The sequence below is a fragment of the Oceanococcus atlanticus genome (genome assembly GCF_002088235.1).
GTDB classification, from domain to species: domain Bacteria; phylum Pseudomonadota; class Gammaproteobacteria; order Nevskiales; family Oceanococcaceae; genus Oceanococcus; species Oceanococcus atlanticus.
In genome coordinates this window covers 21,930-39,091 of sequence record NZ_AQQV01000003.1, presented here as the reverse complement: position 1 = coordinate 39,091, position 17,162 = coordinate 21,930, and the positions used below count along the sequence as shown (strand labels likewise).

Here is a 17,162-nt window from a genome sequence, read left to right as displayed (position 1 = left end):
CCTGGCCAGCGCGGCCTATCAAGCGGCGCAGCTAGGGCATGGCTTGCAGACGCAGGTCGACGTGAACGTCGACCGCGAAGCCCACCGAATCATCTGACGCCCATGATCCGGTGCCGATGTTGAAATCGCGCCGGTCAAGCACCACATGGGCGCGCAGACGCACGCTGCCATCGCCCTGCTCCCGCCACTCGAACACGAATGGCACGGCTTGCTCGCGACCACGAAGACTCAAGCGCGCATCGGCTTCAAAGCGGCCCTCGCCGAGCGGCTTGAAGCGCTGGGTGACGAAACGGGCCTTGGGAAAACGCTCGACAAAAAACCAGGCATCCTGGCGGATGATGTCGTCGCGGTCACGGCTTGCGGTGTCCAGCGAAGCAATCGCAATGCTCACGTCAAAGGCGCTGCCGGCCAGATTGTCCGGATCAAAACGGATATCCGGGGTGAACCGGGTAAACACACCCTCAACCGGGACTTCGTCGTAGCGGGCAACAAAACCCAACTGCGATTGCGCCATGTCGGTTTTCCAGGCGGGCGCGGCGGCGCGCTCGGACAACACATCGTGCGGGCCCACAGAGGCCATGGCGGCGTCTGCCTGTGGCGAACCATGCTCGGCGCCTGCCGTTGTGCTCACGCCACCAAGCTGCGACCAGATCAATGCAGGCAGCCCCACTGCGGCCACCATCAGCACCACGGCGCCGACCGGGCGTGGCCACATGCGCCGCAACACATCATCACGGTCCCACAGGTGATGCTTGAGCGCGGCCCCGGCATGCAGGACCAAAAGGCCCAGCAAGGCCCAGGCCAGCGCGCCGTGCAAGGTTTCGCCCAGCGCTGCCATGGCTTCGCTGGGTGCAGCGATGGCCGGCACCTCGAAAAAGCCGAACCAACGGAACGGGAAATTGGCCACCGAATTCAGCCACCAGCCCGTCAGGGGCAGCGCCAGCATCAGCAGGTAAAGCAGCATATGCGTGGTGCTGGCTGCACGCCTCTCAAGGGGCGTCAGACTGGTCGGAGGTGCAGGCGGTGCGTGCGTCCAACGCCAGGCCAGACGCAGGCCCACCAGCGCCAGCACGGCCATACCGACCGATTTGTGCCAGAGATAGACATTGAGCTTTGCCGGCGACATGGCCATGCGTTCGGCCAGCAGTCCCAGCCCCAGATTGACAACGATCAGCAGCGCGACCAGCCAGTGGAGCGCGACGGCCAGTCGCGTCCACTGCTGCAGCTCTCGCGACACTAGATTTTCTCCGCTTCTACCTCGATACGGATTTCAACCTCATCACCCACCGCCGGCAAGGCGTATTTCATGCCGAATTCCGAACGCTTCAGCGTTCCGGTGGCGGAAAAGCCGATCAGCTGTTTTTTCGGGTTGAACGGGTGCGCACCCGCCTTGTTGAAGGTCACATCCAGGGTCACCGGCTTGGTCACACCAAGCAGGGTCAGATCGCCGGTGATGGTGCCGGTTTTGCCATCCTTGCTCTCGACCTTGGTGCTCTTGAAGGTCATGGTCGGGTACTTCTCCACGTTGAAGAAGTCCTCGTTCTTCATGTGGTCGTCCCATTTCTTGTCATCCAGGCTGATACTGGCGGTCTTGATGGTGACATCCACCGAGGAATTGCCCCAGTTCTTCTGGTCAAAACTGAAACCACCGTCAAAGTCGAGAAACTCGCCTTCCGACATGGAAAAACCAAGATGGCTGACGAAGAAGATCACCTGCGAATGCACGGTATCGAATTTGTACTTGTCGGCGGCCTGGGCCGGTGCTGCCACAGCAACAGCCAGCAGCGCAGCGCTGCAGATGCGATTCAGCGTGTTCATGAACAACTCCCTGTTAAAACGTCATGGTTGATGTGAATGCCCGACTTCGACCACACGCCCGGCGCGCGGTTCATGCCCGACTTTCGAGGGCTTCCCAGCGTTCGAAGGTGCTGCTGATCTGCTCCTCCAGCTCAGCCAGCTCGCGTTGCAGAGCCTGAGCACGGGCGGGGTCTTCGCGGTAGATATCCGGCTCGGCCAGTGCGTTGCTCAAGGTCTGCTGGCGCGCCTCCAGTTTTTCCAGCTGGCCCGGCAAGCGGCCCAGTTCCTTGCGTTCCTCGCGGCTCAAACTGTTGCTGGCAGGCTTTTGCGGCGCTGCTGGCTTGGCCGGTTTGGGTGCCCTCGCCGGTGCCTTGCTCGGCGCTGCAGGCGCAGGGCGACGCTGGCGTAGCCAGTCCTGATAGCCACCGACGTAGTCGCCGATATGACCCGGCTTTTCGAACACCAGACTGCGCGTGACCACGCGATCGAGAAAATCACGGTCATGGCTGACTAAAAACAGCGTGCCACCGAACTCCGCCAGACGTTCTTCCAGCAGATCCAGGGTCTCCAGATCGAGATCGTTGGTCGGCTCATCCAGCACCAGCAGATTGCATGGCTGGGTGAACAAGCGGGCGAGCAGCAAGCGACTGCGCTCCCCGCCGGACAGGCTGCGCACCGGGCTGCGCGCGCGCTCCGGGGTGAACAGAAATTCCTGCAGGTAGCCAAGCACATGCTTGCTGGCACCATTGATCTCTACATGATCACGGCCTTCGGCGACGTTCTCGAACACCGCTTTGTCCTCATCCAGGGTATCGCGCAGCTGGTCGAAATAGGCGACCTGCAAGCGCGTACCGTGGTGCACCTGACCACTGTCCGGAGCCAGCTTGCCGAGCAGCAGATTGAGCAGCGTGGTTTTGCCCGCACCGTTCGGCCCGATAAAGCCGATGCGATCACCACGCAGGATGGTGGTCGTAAGCCCCTGCACGATGGGCTTGCCGTCCCAGGCAAAGTTCAGATCCTCGACCTCGGCGACCAGCTTGCCCGAGCGCTCGGCCTCCTGGATCACGACATTGGCCGTGCCCTGACGATTGCGCCGCGCGCGGTGTTCTTCTCGCAATTTATGCAAAGCCCGCACGCGCCCTTCATTGCGCGTGCGACGCGCCTGGATGCCCTTGCGTATCCACACCTCCTCCTGTGCCAGTTTCTTGTCGAACTGGGCATTGGCTTCAGCTTCGGCATCCAGCGCCTCCTGCTTGCGCCGCACATAGGTGTCGTAATCCCCCGGCCAACTGGTCAGGCGTCCGCGATCCAGTTCGATGATGCGGGTGGCCAGACGGCGCAAAAATGCCCGGTCGTGGGTAATGAACAGCAAAGTGCCGTTCCACTGCAGCAGAAACTCCTCCAGCCAACTGATGCTGTCGACATCCAGATGGTTGGTCGGCTCATCCAGCAGCAGCAAATCCGGCTCGGTGATCAGCGCGCGGGCCAGCAGTACGCGGCGCTTGAGCCCACCGGACAAAGCCCGAAAAGGCGTCCCAGCGGGCAGATCCAGACGCGACAACACCTCGCTGACACGGTTGTCCAGATTCCAGCCGTCCTGTGCATCGATCAGATTCTGCAAGCGTCCCAGCCGTTCAAGATCAGCCGCTTCGGCTTCGATCAGCTGATGGTATTGCGCCAGCGTGCGGCCCAGTTCGCCCAGACCTTCGGCCACCACCTCGAACACGCTGCCGGCCAGATCACCCGGTACGGTTTGCGGCAGCTGGGCCACACGCAAGCCGTTTTCGCGCTGGATCTCACCGCCATCCAGAGCCACCTCGCCAGCAATCACGCGCAGCAAGGTCGACTTGCCTTCGCCATTGCGCCCCAGCAGACAGACACGCTCGCCCGGCTCTATCACCAGCTCAGCGTGATCCAGCAGGACCTGTAAACCGACCTGCAGCTGGAGATTCTTGGCACTCAGAAGAGGCATACACAAACACATGGAAGGATGGCGCGCGAGTGTACCGCAGGCGCAGCGGTTTCTTTGCTGTGGAGAGCTGGGCGAGAATGGTCTGATGTTGATCCCCTCATGCTCCGACGTGGCTCTGCCTTGAGCGGCCACGCAATTATCTGTGGCGCCGGTATCGGCGGTCTCAGTGCGGCCTTGGCTCTGCACGCTCGCGGCTGGTCGGTGCAGGTCATCGAGCAGGCCGAAGAATTGCGCGAAGTCGGGGCTGGCCTGCAGCTCAGCCCCAATGCCTGCAAAGTGTTGCAGGCCCTGGATGTGCTACCCGAACTCGACGCCCTGAGTTTCGCCCCGCAAGCCCTGGAAATGCGCCTGGGTCGCAGCGGGCAATCAATCTTTCGCATCGCCCTGCAAGCGCCTGCTGCGGCGCGCTGGAACGCGCCCTATCTGCATCTGCATCGAGCCGACCTGCTGCAGGTGCTGACGCAGAGCCTGATGATACGTGTGCCCGGTGCACTGCGGCTGAATGCACGCCTGGAGCAGCTGAAGCACAGCGCAAGTGGCGTCGAGGTCAAGCTGAGCTGCGGACAGCGCCTGCATGGCGATCTGCTGATCGGCGCCGACGGCATTCATTCACGCGTGCGCGAAATTCTGTTCGGCCCGGACCGCCCGCGCTTTACCGGCCACGTGGCCTGGCGCGCGGTGGCCCCGGTCGAGGCGCTGGGGCAGCACCGGCCACCACCCAGCGCCTGCGTGTGGACCGGACCGCAGCGGCATGCCGTGACCTACCGCCTGCGCGGTGGTGCCCTGGCCAATTTCGTCGGTGTGATTGAGCAGGCCCACTGGGAGCGCGAGTCGTGGCACGAACAAGGCCCGCGTGAACAGGTTCTGGCAGACTTCGCCGGCTGGCATCCGATCGTCACCAGGCTGATTGAAAGCGCCGCCGTGCATCATCGCTGGGCCCTGTTTGACCGCCCACCGCTGACAAGTTGGCAGCACCGCCATTGTGTGTTGCTCGGCGATGCCTGCCACCCCATGCTGCCGTTCATGGCCCAGGGCGCGGCCATGGCGATCGAAGATGCCTGGGCACTGGCCAGCAGCCTCGACGCGGCCGCACAGATCAGCCCGGCACTGGCCCGCTACGAAAGCTGGCGCAAGCCGCGCACCTCCCGCGTTCAGGCCGCCTCACGCGCCAACGCAAAGGTCTTCCACCGCCCCGCCCCCGCTTACTGGCCCTTGTGGCTGCTGGCCCGCCTGTGGCCCGATTTTTTCCACCGACGTCAGGACTGGCTTTACGCTTACGATGTCACCGACCCCACTTCTGAAAACACCTGATGAGCGACTGTTTTTTTCGCAGCGACAACGGCGACTTCATCGCCACCGAGCACACCCAGGGCCCCTGGGCACGCGGCTTTCAGCATGCCGGCCCACCGGCGGCCCTGATCGCGCACGCGGTGGAGGCCGAAGCCGGCCCCATGCATGTAGCGCGCCTGAGTCTGGACCTGTTGCGTCCGATTCCGATCGCCCGCCTGCGTGTGGAACTGACCCAGCGCACCGGCGGCAAGCGACGCCGCATCATTGAAGCCCGACTGATCGATCGCGACAGCGACCAGACCGTGATTTCGGCGCTGGCCCTGCTCCTGCGTCGGTGCGATGTTGCCACCCCCGAACTGCCATCGCATGACCCCAAGGCGCCGCCCGAACCCGCCAGCGGCGAGGATTTCACCTTCGATTTTTTCGACGGGCCGGTCGGCTATCACACCGCAATGCAATCCTGCCGGGTCAGCGGCGGCCCCGGCTGCGGTCATGCGCAGATGTGGATGCGCCCGCGCATGCCGCTGATCGACGACAGCGCCATCAGCCCGCTGCAACGCCTGATGCTGGCGGTGGACTCCGGCAGTGGTGTCAGCGCCGCAGTGAACCCGCGCGAATACGCCTTCATGAACCCAGACCTGAACGTCAACATTCGCCGTTACCCGGTCGGTGACTGGGTCTGTCTGGACGCCATGAGCCATTTTCAGTCCTTTGGTCTGGGCCTGGCGGAAACCCGCGTGTGGGACAGCCAAGGCGTCATCGCGGATGCGGCGCAGAACCTGCTGCTGGAGCCGCGATGAGTGCCAGCAAAGAGCATCCGCTGCAACGCTATTACGCCACCTCGGTGCCGCATTGCGGCGCCCTGGGCCAGGTCATTGAGGAGGTCGAGCGCGGCCGCGTGCGCGTGCGTCAGCCCTATGCCGACTTCCTGCTCGGTGATGCCGAACGCGGACTGATCCACACCTCGGTGCAGCTGTCGCTGGTCGATTCCGGCTTCGGGGCGGCCATCCTCAGTGCCCTGGACGCCCCCGAACCCATTGCCACGATCGATCTGCGCATGGACTACCACCGCCCCGCCGTAGCCGGACTGGATCTGATCCTGGAAGCCGAGGTTGACCGCATCGCCCGGCAGATCGTGTTCGTCAGCGGGCGTGTGTGGCAGAACGATGCCGAGCAGCCCACCGCACTGGCCCGCGCCGCCTTCATGCGCACCGCGCACAAGACCCCGTCCGTGCTGGAGCCTGCAACATGACCCACGAACGCTTTCAAAGCGCGCTGCAGCGCATCCCCTACGCCGCTTACCTGGGCATCTGCCTGGACAGCGACAGCGGCATCTTCACCCTGCCGTTTCGTGATGACCTGGTCGGCAACATGCACTTGCGAGCCGTCCACGGCGGCGCCATCGGTGGTTTTCTGGAGAATGCCGCGATGATCTGGCTCAGCATCACCGAAGACCAGCAGCGGGTGCCCAAGCCGGTAGATTTTTCGCTTGATTTCCTGCGTTCCGCACAGGCCCGCGACAGCCACGCCCATTGCGAGGTGCTGCGTAAAGGCCGGCGCGTGGCGCAGGTTCAGGTGCGTTGCTGGCAGGACGACCCGCAGCGACCGGTGTCGGTCGGGCGCGGCCATTTTTTGCTTGAAAGCGACGTCGACAGCGCCTCAGATCCGGCGACCTAATCGATTCGTTCGTAGTCGGCCTTGCTGGCCCCGCATTCGGGGCACATCCAGTCATCGGGGATATCCTCGAACCGGGTGCCCGCGGGAATCCCGCTGTCCGGGTCACCGCGGGCTTCGTCATACACATGGGCGCAATACATGCAGCGGTAGCGGCGGTAGTCCATTAGGCCTCCTGTCGCGTGGGATACAAGGCCAGGCCATGTTGTATCGACAGATCCTGCTGGCGCAGCTCGCCCTCAACCAGACGCCAGACCCGGCGGTTGTTATAGAACGGTGTGGTCGGCCACAGGTGATGGATCAGATGGTAGTTCTGCCATTGCAGCAAGGGACTGAGTATCCATTCGTGGCCCAGCCGCACGGTGGTCGCCCGGGTCAGATTGTCGGCCTGGGCGGTGTCGTGCGGCACATGTGGCAACCAGAAAAACGCAAAGCCCAGAGTCACGAACAACACGCGTGACGGGATCAGCCATAGCATCAGCAGGTGCCAGCCGTAGCCCGACGCAATCAAAGCCGTGAACAGCACCAGGCTGCCCAGCGCCCAACGCATGCTGGCGCGCAAATGCCGCCGTGACACCGGGTCGAGGTTTTTCAGGGTGTGACGCAGATACAGCACATCGATGAACATCCAGCGCCACGGCAAGGACCATGCCGGCCCATGCAGGATCCAGTCGGGGTCGCGCGCACTGTTGGCGAAGCGGTGATGAAGAATGTGAGCCCAGCGAAACAGCGACAGGCTGACGTAAGGCGCCCCGAGCATGATCGCGCTTTGACCGATCGCATCATTGAGCCGGGTGTTGCGGGACACCGCGCGATGGATGCTGTCATGGGCAATGCTGAAGGCGTAATAACCGGCCACGCTGTTGATCAGCATGCCCGCCCACAGCGGCAGCCAACCGGCCAGTCCACCCACCCACGACATGACATACGCCCCCAGCACCAGCAGCCACAGCAGCAGCACCGGCCACGATAGCCCCGGCGTGGCGGTCAGGGATTTGAAACGCAGCTGATCCTGGGGACTGAGCAGGTTCAGGTCGACGACGTTGTGACGCATGCGGCAGATCCTCGACAAAAGCGGAATCCCATCCTAATGTGACTATTTATTCGCATTCAATTCGCTTTAATCATGCGCAAACAGCCCCGCCAGCAACGCTCTCGCGCGCTGGTTGAAAGCCTGCTCGATGCCACGTTGCTGTGCATCGCACGCGAAGGCCTGAACGCAGCAACCACCGCACGCATCGCCCGCTACGCCGGTATCAGCGTCGGCTCGCTGTACCAGTATTTCGATCGCAAAGAGGATCTGTACGCTGCGGTGCTAAACCGTTTTGTCGATGAGATGTCGACCCTGATCAACGATCAGTACGCGCGCATGCCGCAGGCCACCCTGTCGGAATTCGTTCGTGAAATGCTGAATGCAATCTGGGATTTTCTGGAGCGTGACGAGGCGCGTTACCTGCATCTGTCCCGTTACTGGAACCAGATGGACAGCGGGCGCTATCTCAGTGCCCTGGAGCACAAGATGCTCATGGTCATCAGCCAGGTGCTGCTGCGCCATCCGCCGCCACAGCCTGTGGCGGATGTCCAGGTCCGCACCTATGTGCTGGTCAACGGCATCATGCTGACCCTGATCCGTTATATCGCCGAGCCCGCGCCCGGCATTAGCCGGGACCAACTGATCGATCAATTCAGCAATCTGGCGCAATGGCTGATCCACGCGCCGCAGTAGTCACCAGCGCGCCTTGTCCCACATTTCGGGGTTGGCCCAGTTACGTGGATTGTTCCAGTTGCGTTTGTGGTTGTAGCTGTCGAGCTTGTAGCTGTACAGGGTCAGGCCATCGCTGAGCTCGACATGACGCCGAAAGCCCAGAGCGACCAACTCATTCAACTGCCAGCGGCCATCGCTCGCCACCAGCACGGCGATACGCTGCGTGCCGTAGTTGCGGAGCAAACCAAGTAGCCGGCTGCCCTCGGCCTGATCAAGCTGATCCAGGGTGTCGCTGACCAAGGCCAGATCGGCCCCGGCCATCGCCGCGATGGCGTCCTGCGCCTGGGGCGGCTCGAACAGTGCAAGTTGCAGCGCAGGATTGCAGGCCAGCCAGCGCTGGCCGACCTCGTTTGCCGTGGTCCCGCAGCTGAGCAAGCGCTGCGGCGCCGCCGTATCAACGATGCGCGCCAGCACCTCACCCGCCGATTGCTTTGCACTGCTGTCCGTCATGGCGCTACCCCGCCTTGTCGCGCCGATTGCGGCTCAGACCCGCGCCATTCCAGTGACTGCTGAAGCGCGCTTCGAAATGCGCACGCTCTGCCGGGGGGACCTCCAGAGCCTGTTCGCGTAGCACCCGCTTGGTCTCGGCGTAAGCCTCGCGCGGGTGCGCCGCCAGGCTGTGCAGACGCTGACGCGCCAGGCCCAGCTCATCATCGGCCAGCTCATCCACAAGCCCCAGCGCCAGGGCCTGCTGCGGTGCATGGTTGGCCGCTTCGAGCAGCACCCGATCGATGCACTGTGGAGCTATGCGGTAACGCAGAATGCGCATCAGCTTGGGCGGATAGTTGATCCCCAGCGCCACGCCCGGCATACCGATCTTGATCGTGGCGTCAGCCCGAGCAATACGCAGATCACAGGCTTGCAGCAACAAACAACCACCGGCAATGGCGTGGCCGTTGACCGCAGCCACGGTGGGGGCCGGATGCAAAAACAGCGCGGCGGCGACATCTTCAATCGCATCGCTGACGCGCTTGGGGTCATCCTTAATCAACGCGTCGATATCCAGACCGGCGCTGAACGCCGTGCCATGTCCGGTGATCAGCAACGGCTCGTCCGGATGTTCAGCCAGACAGTCGCGTAGCGCCTGCAGCGAAGCCAGGGTCATGGTGTTGGGGCCGCGCCCGCGCAATACAAATTCTTTCATTTCGTCGCTGTTTGAGGGTGTCCTGGACGACACCACAGAGTACGTGTTCGGTTACATTACTCTGCGATACCGGGCCGTGTTAAGCCGGCCTGCATGGATGAAAACCCGGAGACAACGCATGAGCGAGAGCACCCCCACACTGCTGCTCGTCCACGGCGCCTGGCACGGAGCCTGGTGCTGGGAAGAGCGCTTTGCCCCCTACCTGCGCCAGCACGGCTTGCAGGTGCAAACCATCGATCTGCCTGGGCACGGACGCCAGGATACACGCCGCATCCCGTGGTTTTCGGTCCGCGACTACGCGGACGCGGTCGAGACACAAATTCAGGCCAGCAGCAGCCCGGTTGTTGTCGCCGGCCACTCCATGGGCGGCTTTGTGGTGCAGAAAGTGATGGAGCGACAACCGCCCAATCTGGCTGGTGCCGCGCTGTTCGGCGCGGCCCCGCCGTGGGGCGTGTTCAGCGTGGTCTGGCATCTGCTGCGCTCACGGCCGATTGATCTGGGCGTGGCCAGTCTGGGCTTCAACCTGTATCACCTGGTGCGCGAACCGCGCTTCGCCCAGGCCCTGTTTTACAGTGCCAGCATGCCCGAGAGCGAGGTGCGCCAGTACTGGGCCAAAACCCAGAACGAATCCTTTCGGGCTTTTCTCGACATGCTGGCCCTAGATCTGCCCAAGCCGGCCAAGGCCGACCCCAAACTGCCCAAGTGGGTGATCGGCGGGGAGCACGACACCATCTTCCCGCCCGATGTGGTGCGCCGCACGGCCACCGCTTACGGCGCCGAAGCCACCATCTACCCGAACATGGCGCACAACCTGATGCTGGATGCCGGCTGGGAAAAGGTCGCCGACGATCTCAACAACTGGATCAGCAATCTGTCTTGATCAGTCCACCGGGCGGCGGCTGAAAATGCCCACGATGGGCGTGCCGTGCGCCCGCATGATGGGTTCGATTTCGCGGTGCAGTGCGTGGTAGCGGTAGAACGGCACGCGCGGAAACAGATGATGGATGGAATGCAGATTCTGGCCCAGCCAGAACCACTCAAAGGGTTTCATCCAGCGCGGCATGATGAGACTGTTGGTGTTGCGATAGCGGGCCGGGTCCTGATAGGGAATGTGCGGCCGGTAGGCAAACCAGTAGGCCGTGAACAGGCCACCGAAAAAGTAGCCCAGCACGATCACCACGGCCGTGCCCGGCTGCGCCACCAGGGCGATGAAGGCCACCCGCCAGCCCAGCGAAACCGTAACCTCCGCGAGGTAGATCGCACGCTCGCGTCGGGTCGCCTTGGCCCAGTGGTTGTGGACGAAGAAGCTGTTCTGCACCCACAGAAAGCGGAACACGGTCAAAAACGCCGCGACCGGTCCGTTGGCCATGCTGCTGACCACATAGTCCGGATCCTTGTCCGGCTGATTCGTGTGCCGATGATGGGTGAAGTGCTCAACCGTATGCGAGGCATACGGCACCATGATGAACGGTGCAACCAGATAACCACACAGGTCATTCAGCCACTTGAGGTGATCACGTCCGCCATGGATATTGCCGTGGGCGGCCTCATGCAGCGGCGTGTAGGACATGTAGGTCAGTGCCGCGACCAGCGGCGTAGCCAGCCAGGCCGAGATCAGGCCGGCCGCAAAAAGGCCCAGAGTCAGGCCCATGCCGGCCAGCACCAAGGCGACCAGCGCCACCGTGGGCCAGGCGATGTGATTCATGTGTTGCTTGGCGGCCACTATGGCTTGCTTGTTGAGTGCAGCAAGATCGGCGGACATGGTCTACTCCTGGTTCTTGATCTGTCTCCAGATTAGACCGCCGGCGGCGGTGCCTACAGGGCCAATACGGACAACATGCATGCACTTGGGGACAGCCGGCCTACAATGTGGCGCATGAATGTGGACGCCGAGATCCTGCACCCCATCGCGATCAGCCAGGTCATGCTCAATTTCGCGGCAGGCTACGGCGTGTCCGAGGATGTCTGCCTGCTCGGCACCGGCATCGATCCGACCGCGCTGCTTGAGGCCGACGCACTGATCACCCGCGATCAGGAGCTGCGCCTGGTCGAAAACCTGATGTTGGCCCTGCCCGATGAAGCCGCGCTGGGCTTCAAGCTCGGCCTGCAATACAACGTGGCCACTTTCGGCATCTGGGGTTTCGCCCTGCGCACCAGCCGCACGCTTTTCGAAGCCTTCCGCCACGCCTTGCGTTATCTGCCACTGAGCACGGCCTATTGCCGTATCGGCATGGCCGAGGATGGCGACATGCTCTGTGTGCGCATGGACCCGGCCCCAATTCCGCGTCATCTGCGTCAGTTTCTGCTCGAACGGGACATGGCCACGGCCGTCAACCTGGTGCGTGAACTGAGCCTCGCCGGCGTGCATGTGCACAACATCCGTTTTCGTGCCCCTGACCTGGAGTACCGCGAGGTCATCGCGGGGTTGGTCGGGGTCAAGCCCGACAGCGGCTGCGATCACAATGAACTGCTGATCCCCCGGGCCGATGCCGACCGTCCGTTGAGCACCTTTGATGCTCATCTGGTGCGCATGCTGGAGGATCAGTGCCGCCAGCAGCTGGAGCGCCGCCAACAGGCTGGCGTGGCCGGACAGGTGCGCGCCCACTTGCTCGGCGAGCTGGGTCTGGTTGCCGGCATTGATGATGTGGCTCAGGCCATGGCCCTGTCCCCACGCAGCCTGCGCCGCAAGCTGGATGCGGAAGGCACCACATTCCGGCACATCCTGGAAACCGAGCGACGCCAACTGGCCGAGCGCCTGCTCAGCGCAACCCGCATCACCCTGGACGAGCTGGCCATCCAGCTGGGTTATTCCGACACCGCCAGTTTCACTCGAGCCTTTCGGCGCTGGAACAATGTCTCGCCAGGCGAATTCCGCAAGCAGGCCCAGAATAAGGTCCCATCCGTCTCACCCTGAACGGTTTGCATGCCGCGGTGGCGAAATCCCCCGGCATTTCTTGATCCAGCCCGCATTGCTCAATATGCTGACTGCAGGGGAACAGTCTGCGGACACTGTGCGTGTCAGCACCTACACAAGAAGTCCCCACAATGCACAAAGCCAAGACCCGTCACGGGCCGCCGGAGACAACACCTATGAGCCGATACGCCTCGCTGATCACTTTGCTGATCATGGCGCTCACCCCCCTTTCGACCTACGCCAAGGTCTCAGCCGAAGAAGCCGCCCGCCTGGGCAAGGATCTGACCCCGCTTGGTGGCACCCGCGCCGCCAATGCCGACGGCAGCATACCGGAGTGGACCGGTGGCTATGTGATGGCGCGGGCACCCGCACCAGATGCCCAACGCCTGCCGCGCACATTCTCAGACATCACCACTGATCGCCCGCTGTTTGTGATCACCCGGGATAATCTCGACGAATACCGCGACATGCTCAGCCAGGGCCATTTGCGCCTGTTCGAGATGTATGGCGACACCTACAAGATGCCGGTCTATCCAACACGACGCACCGGCGCCGCGCCGGAATACATCTACGAAGGCACTCGGCAAAATGCCCTCAAAGCAGAAATGACGAATTTCGGCGAATCCATCGAAAACGGTGCGATTGGCGTGCCATTCCCGATCCCCTCACACCCGCAGGAGATCATGTGGAATCACAAAACCCGTTTTCGCGGCGCCTCTTTGAAACGCTACAACGCCCAGATCGTGGTTCAGACCAACGGTGATTTCATCGCGCACAGGCTGCGCGAAGACGTGCGTTTCTCCTGGAGCATGCCGAATGCCAAGCCGGAAGATCTCAACGGGGTGATGGCCTATTTCCTGCAGCTGACCATGGCGCCGCCGCGTTCAGCCGGGCAGGTGCTGCTGGTTCACGAAACGCTGGATCAGCAGGAAAATGTGCGCCGCGCCTGGTTGTACAACCCCGGGCAGCGACGGACTCGTCGGGCACCCAACGTGGCCTACGACAACCCTGGCAGCGGCTCCGACGGCCTGCGCACCAACGATCAGCTCGACGTGTTCAATGGTGCCACCGACCGCTACAACTGGAAGCTGGTCGGCAAACGCGAAATCATTGCGCCGTACAACGGTTACAAGCTGATCGACAACCGCCTCGACTACGACGACATCATTCGCGCAGACCATCCTGACCAGGATCTCATGCGCTACGAAAAGATTCGCGTGTGGGTAGTGGAATCCGACATCCGCCGCGGCACCAGTCACCTGTACAAACAGCGCCGCTTCTACGTCGACGAAGACACCTGGACCATCGTGATGGTCGACATCTACGACGCCCGCGACGACCTCTGGCGTTTCCAGGAATACCATCAGGTGCTGCTGCCGTGGACGCAATCAGTCGGCCCCGCAGGCCACATGATTTACGACTTCAACTCACGCCGTTACCTGGCCATGGAAATGATGAACGAAGAACCACTGTTCGAGTTCGTCACCATCGGCGAAGAGCACTTCCGCCCGGCCAACGTACGCAGCGTCGCCACCCGGCGATAACCGCCTAGAAAGCGTATTTCAGGGTCAGCGACAGGACGTCGCGATCCTGATACGGGCGTTTTTCGAAATGCGGCGTGCCGAGAAAACCGCTGTAGTTAAGACCTACAGAAAAGCGGTTGGCATAGGTCATGGCGACACCGGCACCCAGCCGGTAGTCGCCCTCACCCATCAGCGAGCCCAGCCCTGAGGTCAGGGCCGACTGCCCAGCGCCTATGCCGGCGAACTGGAACAGCAGGCTGCCATCCCAACCGGTCAGGATGTTGCGCTTGTCGATGTTGACCACGGCAGAATAGCCCCAGGCATCGCGGGTGTTGCTGAGCTGATCAAACATGCGCCCGTCCGGCCCCTGGGTTGGCGTCACCTTGTCGACGTGCACATAGCCCACTTCGCCAACCAGGGCCATGGAATCCCAGAACCAGCGCGGTCCCAGTACGTAGATGCCAGACAGCAAGCCCTGCCACACATCCGCGCGTGTGGGGGTCGGCACCGGCCCCAGAATGCCGCCATCCACATCCACCAGCACATCCACACCCTCGCGGTAGATCAGCTCGGCGCCAACACTGATCCCAAACAGCGTCGTACCCAGACTGACCGCCGTGAGGTCAATGCCGTCAAAATAGCGAATGTTGTAGGTCACCGGCACTTCAAGCCCGAGCAGCGCCGTGGTGATCGGCGGCAGACCCAACAGGCTGGGAATCAAAATGCCATCACCATAGTTCTGCACCGGCGCTGGCGTGGTGCTGTGATAGCGCAGCCGGTAAAAGCCCAGCGTGGAGCCGTTGTCGGTCAGGTAACGCAGGCCCACGCCCCACTGACCATGGTCCGACGGGCGGATGTCCGCCTCCCGCTCAACGTTGATGGCCTCGGGAATAAACGGCGTCAGTGCCGAAAGGTCCGGCAGACTCAGCTCCGGCAGAGCCTCCGGCAGCAACGGCGGCAATTCGGGCAACAGCCCACCAAGCAACAGGTCATTGACCAGGTTGAGCGTTTCGATCAGGTCATTGCTGAGCAGATCAATATCGGCCAGCGTGCCGGGATAAACCGGATTCTTGATGCCGTAGATGAATTCGGCGCCGGGCCCAACCACATCGGAAACCGAGTAAAACTCACCCACCGGGTTCAGCTCAACCTCTTTGAAATCCAGCTTGTACTGGGCCAGCAGCGTCAGCTTGTGATTGATCGTCAGCGAGGCCGAAACCTGATTGACCGGCAACAGGATGCTTTTCACATCTGCCCCCGGCACCGTGGCCTTGGTCGCATCGGCGGGTGTCTGGGCCAGTGCCACGCCGCCAAAAAACAAGCTCTCGCCCCAGGCCGCAATGTGTTTTCCCACACGCAGATTCAAGGTCGATGCTGGCAGATAAAAGGTGCCGAATGCGTACGCGTCGAGCAGACGGGCGCGCTTGCCGCTGAACGCCCGCGCCTCGTCTGTGAAGGTGTTGCTGGGCATCTGCCGCGTGTTCAATGTGTGGGGCGATGCGTTGGCGTTGTCGTCGCGATACACCAGATCGTAGAACGCATCACCGCGCACCATCAGTCCGAAATCGTTCTTGCGCAGAATGATTTCGCCCAGCATGGAAAACCGGTTGTTGACCGCATCGTACTGATCGAAATTGCGATCGCCATCGTCGTAATTGTTGGATTCCGGGTACTTGAGAAAATCGGGGATCGGAATCTCGGCGCTGGGCGGCGCATTGATCACCCCGTCGTGTGGTTTTTCCAGTCGAATCGCATAGGCATAGCTGGCGCTGAGCTGATATTCACCATCAATTCCGCCTGGCAATGAAAAATTGCCTGCGGCCCACAACGACCCCAAACCGCCCCAATACAACCCCAATGCGGCCAGCGCCAAGCGCGGCCACCAACGTCCCTGTTGCACACCCACGTCGATTCTCCTCAATCTCGCTGCGGTTTCGCCCGTCATCCATGCGGACGTAATACAAGTGCCTTATTCTAGTGAAGCGGTAGCACCCGACCACAGCGGATATTGTCCCAACGCGGTGTAGGACAGGACTGACATCAACGGCGCCGCGCCGCGTCCAGGCGCCAGGCATGCGGACTGCGCCCGTGCCAACGGCGGAAGGCATTGATGAAGCTGGTTGATTCGGCGTAACCCAAGCGCGCGGCAATCTGCTCAACCGACAGTTGCGGCCCGGACAAAAACGCTTCGGCCAGGGCCTGGCGCACTTCATCGCGCAGTTCAGCATAGGCGGTGCCCTGTTCGGCCAGCCGACGACGCAAAGTGCGCGGCACCATGTGCAGGTCGGCCGCCACGCGCTGCATGCTAATCCCGTCTGCCAGCCCGGCGGCGATGTGCTCCCGCACCTCGGCGGCCAGCCCGCTGCGCGGACCACGCGCTTGCAACATCTGTCGACATTGCGCTTCTGCGGCCTGACGGGCCAGTTCATTGGCCTGTGGCAGGCGGCGCAGGCTGAGGCCGCGATCCAGCACCACCTGGGTTTCAGCCTGATCGAACTGCGGCTTGACCCCGAAAAAATCGGCGTAGGCACGCTGATCACGCGGTGCCGGATAGGCAAAACGCAGGGCACGGATGGCCTGCGGCGCACCAAAGATGTCGCGCTGCAAGGTCACGAATGAGGCCAGGTCACGTTCCACGATGAAGCGTCGCAGCTGCAGCGGCAGCTCTTCATCGCTGAGCCTGACCACGGTGTCGTCCTGCCCGTCTTCGACCACAAAGCGGGTGAACGCGAACGTCAGCTGGAAATAACGCAAGCCGATGTCCAGTGCATCGCGCAGGGTCTGGCAACTGATCATGGCGAAACCTAGCGCGCCAAACGCGGTGAAGTGATAACGCTGCCCCAACGCCACGCCCAGTGCCGTGTCATCGCCCAGGGTCTCGACCATGTTGCGGATCAGACGCAGCTCCTGCGCGGCGCTGACCACGGCCTGAGGATCGTTGAGCTGAGCCGCCTGCAGCCGCGTGCCGGCTAGAGCCCGGCGCACATCCATGCCCTGCTCTTGGGCAAACTCGACCAGCAAGCGCATGCTCGTGACCTGACGATCAAAATCCCAGCTGGCCATGCCGCCACCCCCCATGTCCT

At 62.4% G+C, this 17,162-nt stretch carries 17 protein-coding genes and 1 pseudogene; 8 read left to right on the top strand and 10 right to left on the bottom strand.

Annotation, left to right across the window (positions count from 1 at the left end):
• Positions 1 to 31: 31 nt before the first annotated feature.
• From ATO7_RS11155 to ATO7_RS11145, 3 genes are all read right to left on the bottom strand, one after another.
• Positions 32 to 1,237 carry a cytochrome b/b6 domain-containing protein gene (locus ATO7_RS11155; protein ID WP_083561872.1) on the bottom strand — a complete coding sequence of 402 codons (1,206 nt, stop codon included), beginning with the start codon at positions 1,235 to 1,237 and terminating at the stop codon, positions 32 to 34.
• The gene (locus tag ATO7_RS11150; protein WP_083561871.1) at positions 1,237 to 1,818 is read right to left on the bottom strand and encodes a YceI family protein; all 582 of its coding nucleotides are present in this window, start codon (positions 1,816 to 1,818) and stop codon (positions 1,237 to 1,239) included. The genes ATO7_RS11155 and ATO7_RS11150 overlap by 1 nt, the downstream gene beginning before the upstream one ends.
• A 70-nt stretch (positions 1,819 to 1,888) precedes the next feature.
• The gene (locus tag ATO7_RS11145) at positions 1,889 to 3,769 is read right to left on the bottom strand and encodes an ATP-binding cassette domain-containing protein (protein ID WP_083561870.1); all 1,881 of its coding nucleotides are present in this window, start codon (positions 3,767 to 3,769) and stop codon (positions 1,889 to 1,891) included.
• Positions 3,770 to 3,889: 120 nt separating this feature from the next.
• Between ATO7_RS11145 and ATO7_RS11140 the strand changes: the two genes are divergently transcribed.
• The 4 genes from ATO7_RS11140 to ATO7_RS11125 are packed head-to-tail and all read left to right on the top strand — an operon-like array spanning position 3,890 to position 6,736.
• A complete protein-coding gene (locus ATO7_RS11140) occupies positions 3,890 to 5,080 on the top strand; it encodes an FAD-dependent monooxygenase (RefSeq protein WP_206044903.1) in 1,191 nt (396 codons plus the stop codon).
• Positions 5,080 to 5,859, top strand: a complete 780-nt coding sequence (locus ATO7_RS11135; RefSeq protein WP_083561868.1) for a thioesterase family protein — start codon at positions 5,080 to 5,082, stop codon at positions 5,857 to 5,859. The genes ATO7_RS11140 and ATO7_RS11135 overlap by 1 nt, the downstream gene beginning before the upstream one ends.
• Complete coding sequence (locus ATO7_RS11130) at positions 5,856 to 6,311, top strand: PaaI family thioesterase (protein ID WP_083561867.1); 456 nt, start codon at positions 5,856 to 5,858, stop codon at positions 6,309 to 6,311. The genes ATO7_RS11135 and ATO7_RS11130 overlap by 4 nt, the downstream gene beginning before the upstream one ends.
• Positions 6,308 to 6,736 carry a PaaI family thioesterase gene (locus ATO7_RS11125; RefSeq protein WP_083561866.1) on the top strand — a complete coding sequence of 143 codons (429 nt, stop codon included), beginning with the start codon at positions 6,308 to 6,310 and terminating at the stop codon, positions 6,734 to 6,736. Before ATO7_RS11130 ends, ATO7_RS11125 begins: the two co-directional genes overlap by 4 nt.
• Before the next feature lie 11 nt (positions 6,737 to 6,747).
• Here the strand turns inward: ATO7_RS11125 and ATO7_RS11120 are convergent.
• Both ATO7_RS11120 and ATO7_RS11115 read right to left on the bottom strand, forming a co-directional pair.
• A pseudogene (locus ATO7_RS11120) lies at positions 6,748 to 6,900 on the bottom strand (rubredoxin); the annotation flags it as partial.
• Positions 6,900 to 7,787 carry a fatty acid desaturase gene (locus tag ATO7_RS11115; protein ID WP_083561864.1) on the bottom strand — a complete coding sequence of 296 codons (888 nt, stop codon included), beginning with the start codon at positions 7,785 to 7,787 and terminating at the stop codon, positions 6,900 to 6,902. The gene ATO7_RS11115 and the pseudogene ATO7_RS11120, both read right to left, overlap by 1 nt.
• Before the next feature lie 72 nt (positions 7,788 to 7,859).
• Here ATO7_RS11115 and ATO7_RS11110 point away from each other — a divergent pair, with 72 nt between their 5' ends.
• On the top strand, positions 7,860 to 8,459 hold the full coding sequence (locus tag ATO7_RS11110) for a TetR/AcrR family transcriptional regulator (RefSeq protein WP_083561863.1): 600 nt from the start codon (positions 7,860 to 7,862) through the stop codon (positions 8,457 to 8,459).
• Here ATO7_RS11110 and ATO7_RS11105 read toward each other — a convergent pair whose 3' ends face one another.
• Both ATO7_RS11105 and ATO7_RS11100 read right to left on the bottom strand, forming a co-directional pair.
• Complete coding sequence (locus tag ATO7_RS11105; RefSeq protein WP_083561862.1) at positions 8,460 to 8,948, bottom strand: DUF6231 family protein; 489 nt, start codon at positions 8,946 to 8,948, stop codon at positions 8,460 to 8,462.
• Positions 8,949 to 8,952: 4 nt separating this feature from the next.
• A complete protein-coding gene (locus ATO7_RS11100; protein ID WP_083561861.1) occupies positions 8,953 to 9,642 on the bottom strand; it encodes an enoyl-CoA hydratase/isomerase family protein in 690 nt (229 codons plus the stop codon).
• A gap of 118 nt (positions 9,643 to 9,760) precedes the next feature.
• Between ATO7_RS11100 and ATO7_RS11095 the strand changes: the two genes are divergently transcribed.
• Positions 9,761 to 10,522 carry an alpha/beta hydrolase gene (locus ATO7_RS11095; protein WP_158523170.1) on the top strand — a complete coding sequence of 254 codons (762 nt, stop codon included), beginning with the start codon at positions 9,761 to 9,763 and terminating at the stop codon, positions 10,520 to 10,522.
• On the opposite strand, the gene ATO7_RS11090 is transcribed toward ATO7_RS11095, so the two are convergent.
• Positions 10,523 to 11,404, bottom strand: coding sequence for a fatty acid desaturase family protein (locus tag ATO7_RS11090; protein ID WP_083561859.1), 882 nt, complete (start codon positions 11,402 to 11,404; stop codon positions 10,523 to 10,525).
• A 114-nt stretch (positions 11,405 to 11,518) separates the two neighbouring features.
• Here ATO7_RS11090 and ATO7_RS11085 point away from each other — a divergent pair, with 114 nt between their 5' ends.
• Together ATO7_RS11085 and ATO7_RS11080 are read left to right on the top strand one after the other, a co-directional pair.
• On the top strand, positions 11,519 to 12,556 hold the full coding sequence (locus ATO7_RS11085; RefSeq protein ID WP_083562827.1) for an AraC family transcriptional regulator: 1,038 nt from the start codon (positions 11,519 to 11,521) through the stop codon (positions 12,554 to 12,556).
• Between the two features lie 176 nt (positions 12,557 to 12,732).
• The gene (locus ATO7_RS11080; protein ID WP_158523169.1) at positions 12,733 to 14,100 is read left to right on the top strand and encodes a DUF1329 domain-containing protein; all 1,368 of its coding nucleotides are present in this window, start codon (positions 12,733 to 12,735) and stop codon (positions 14,098 to 14,100) included.
• Between the two features lie 4 nt (positions 14,101 to 14,104).
• On the opposite strand, the gene ATO7_RS11075 is transcribed toward ATO7_RS11080, so the two are convergent.
• Both ATO7_RS11075 and ATO7_RS11070 read right to left on the bottom strand, forming a co-directional pair.
• Positions 14,105 to 15,985, bottom strand: coding sequence for a DUF1302 domain-containing protein (locus ATO7_RS11075; protein WP_158523168.1), 1,881 nt, complete (start codon positions 15,983 to 15,985; stop codon positions 14,105 to 14,107).
• Between the two features lie 134 nt (positions 15,986 to 16,119).
• Entirely contained in the window at positions 16,120 to 17,142 is a 1,023-nt protein-coding gene (locus ATO7_RS11070; RefSeq protein ID WP_158523167.1) for an AraC family transcriptional regulator, read from the bottom strand.
• Between the last annotated feature and the right edge of the window lie 20 nt (positions 17,143 to 17,162).

What these genes read in the sequence shown, in the direction of transcription:
- ATO7_RS11150 (WP_083561871.1), bottom strand. Translation starts at nt 1,818, where the DNA reads ATGAACACGCTGAATCGCATCTGCAGCGCTGCGCTGCTGGCTGTTGCT.
- ATO7_RS11145 (WP_083561870.1), bottom strand. Translation starts at nt 3,769, where the DNA reads ATGCCTCTTCTGAGTGCCAAGAATCTCCAGCTGCAGGTCGGTTTACAG.
- ATO7_RS11135 (WP_083561868.1), top strand. Translation starts at nt 5,080, where the DNA reads ATGAGCGACTGTTTTTTTCGCAGCGACAACGGCGACTTCATCGCCACC.
- ATO7_RS11130 (WP_083561867.1), top strand. Translation starts at nt 5,856, where the DNA reads ATGAGTGCCAGCAAAGAGCATCCGCTGCAACGCTATTACGCCACCTCG.
- ATO7_RS11125 (WP_083561866.1), top strand. Translation starts at nt 6,308, where the DNA reads ATGACCCACGAACGCTTTCAAAGCGCGCTGCAGCGCATCCCCTACGCC.
- ATO7_RS11115 (WP_083561864.1), bottom strand. Translation starts at nt 7,787, where the DNA reads ATGCGTCACAACGTCGTCGACCTGAACCTGCTCAGTCCCCAGGATCAG.
- ATO7_RS11110 (WP_083561863.1), top strand. Translation starts at nt 7,860, where the DNA reads ATGCGCAAACAGCCCCGCCAGCAACGCTCTCGCGCGCTGGTTGAAAGC.
- ATO7_RS11105 (WP_083561862.1), bottom strand. Translation starts at nt 8,948, where the DNA reads ATGACGGACAGCAGTGCAAAGCAATCGGCGGGTGAGGTGCTGGCGCGC.
- ATO7_RS11100 (WP_083561861.1), bottom strand. Translation starts at nt 9,642, where the DNA reads ATGAAAGAATTTGTATTGCGCGGGCGCGGCCCCAACACCATGACCCTG.
- ATO7_RS11095 (WP_158523170.1), top strand. Translation starts at nt 9,761, where the DNA reads ATGAGCGAGAGCACCCCCACACTGCTGCTCGTCCACGGCGCCTGGCAC.
- ATO7_RS11090 (WP_083561859.1), bottom strand. Translation starts at nt 11,404, where the DNA reads ATGTCCGCCGATCTTGCTGCACTCAACAAGCAAGCCATAGTGGCCGCC.
- ATO7_RS11085 (WP_083562827.1), top strand. Translation starts at nt 11,519, where the DNA reads ATGAATGTGGACGCCGAGATCCTGCACCCCATCGCGATCAGCCAGGTC.
- ATO7_RS11080 (WP_158523169.1), top strand. Translation starts at nt 12,733, where the DNA reads ATGAGCCGATACGCCTCGCTGATCACTTTGCTGATCATGGCGCTCACC.
- ATO7_RS11070 (WP_158523167.1), bottom strand. Translation starts at nt 17,142, where the DNA reads ATGGCCAGCTGGGATTTTGATCGTCAGGTCACGAGCATGCGCTTGCTG.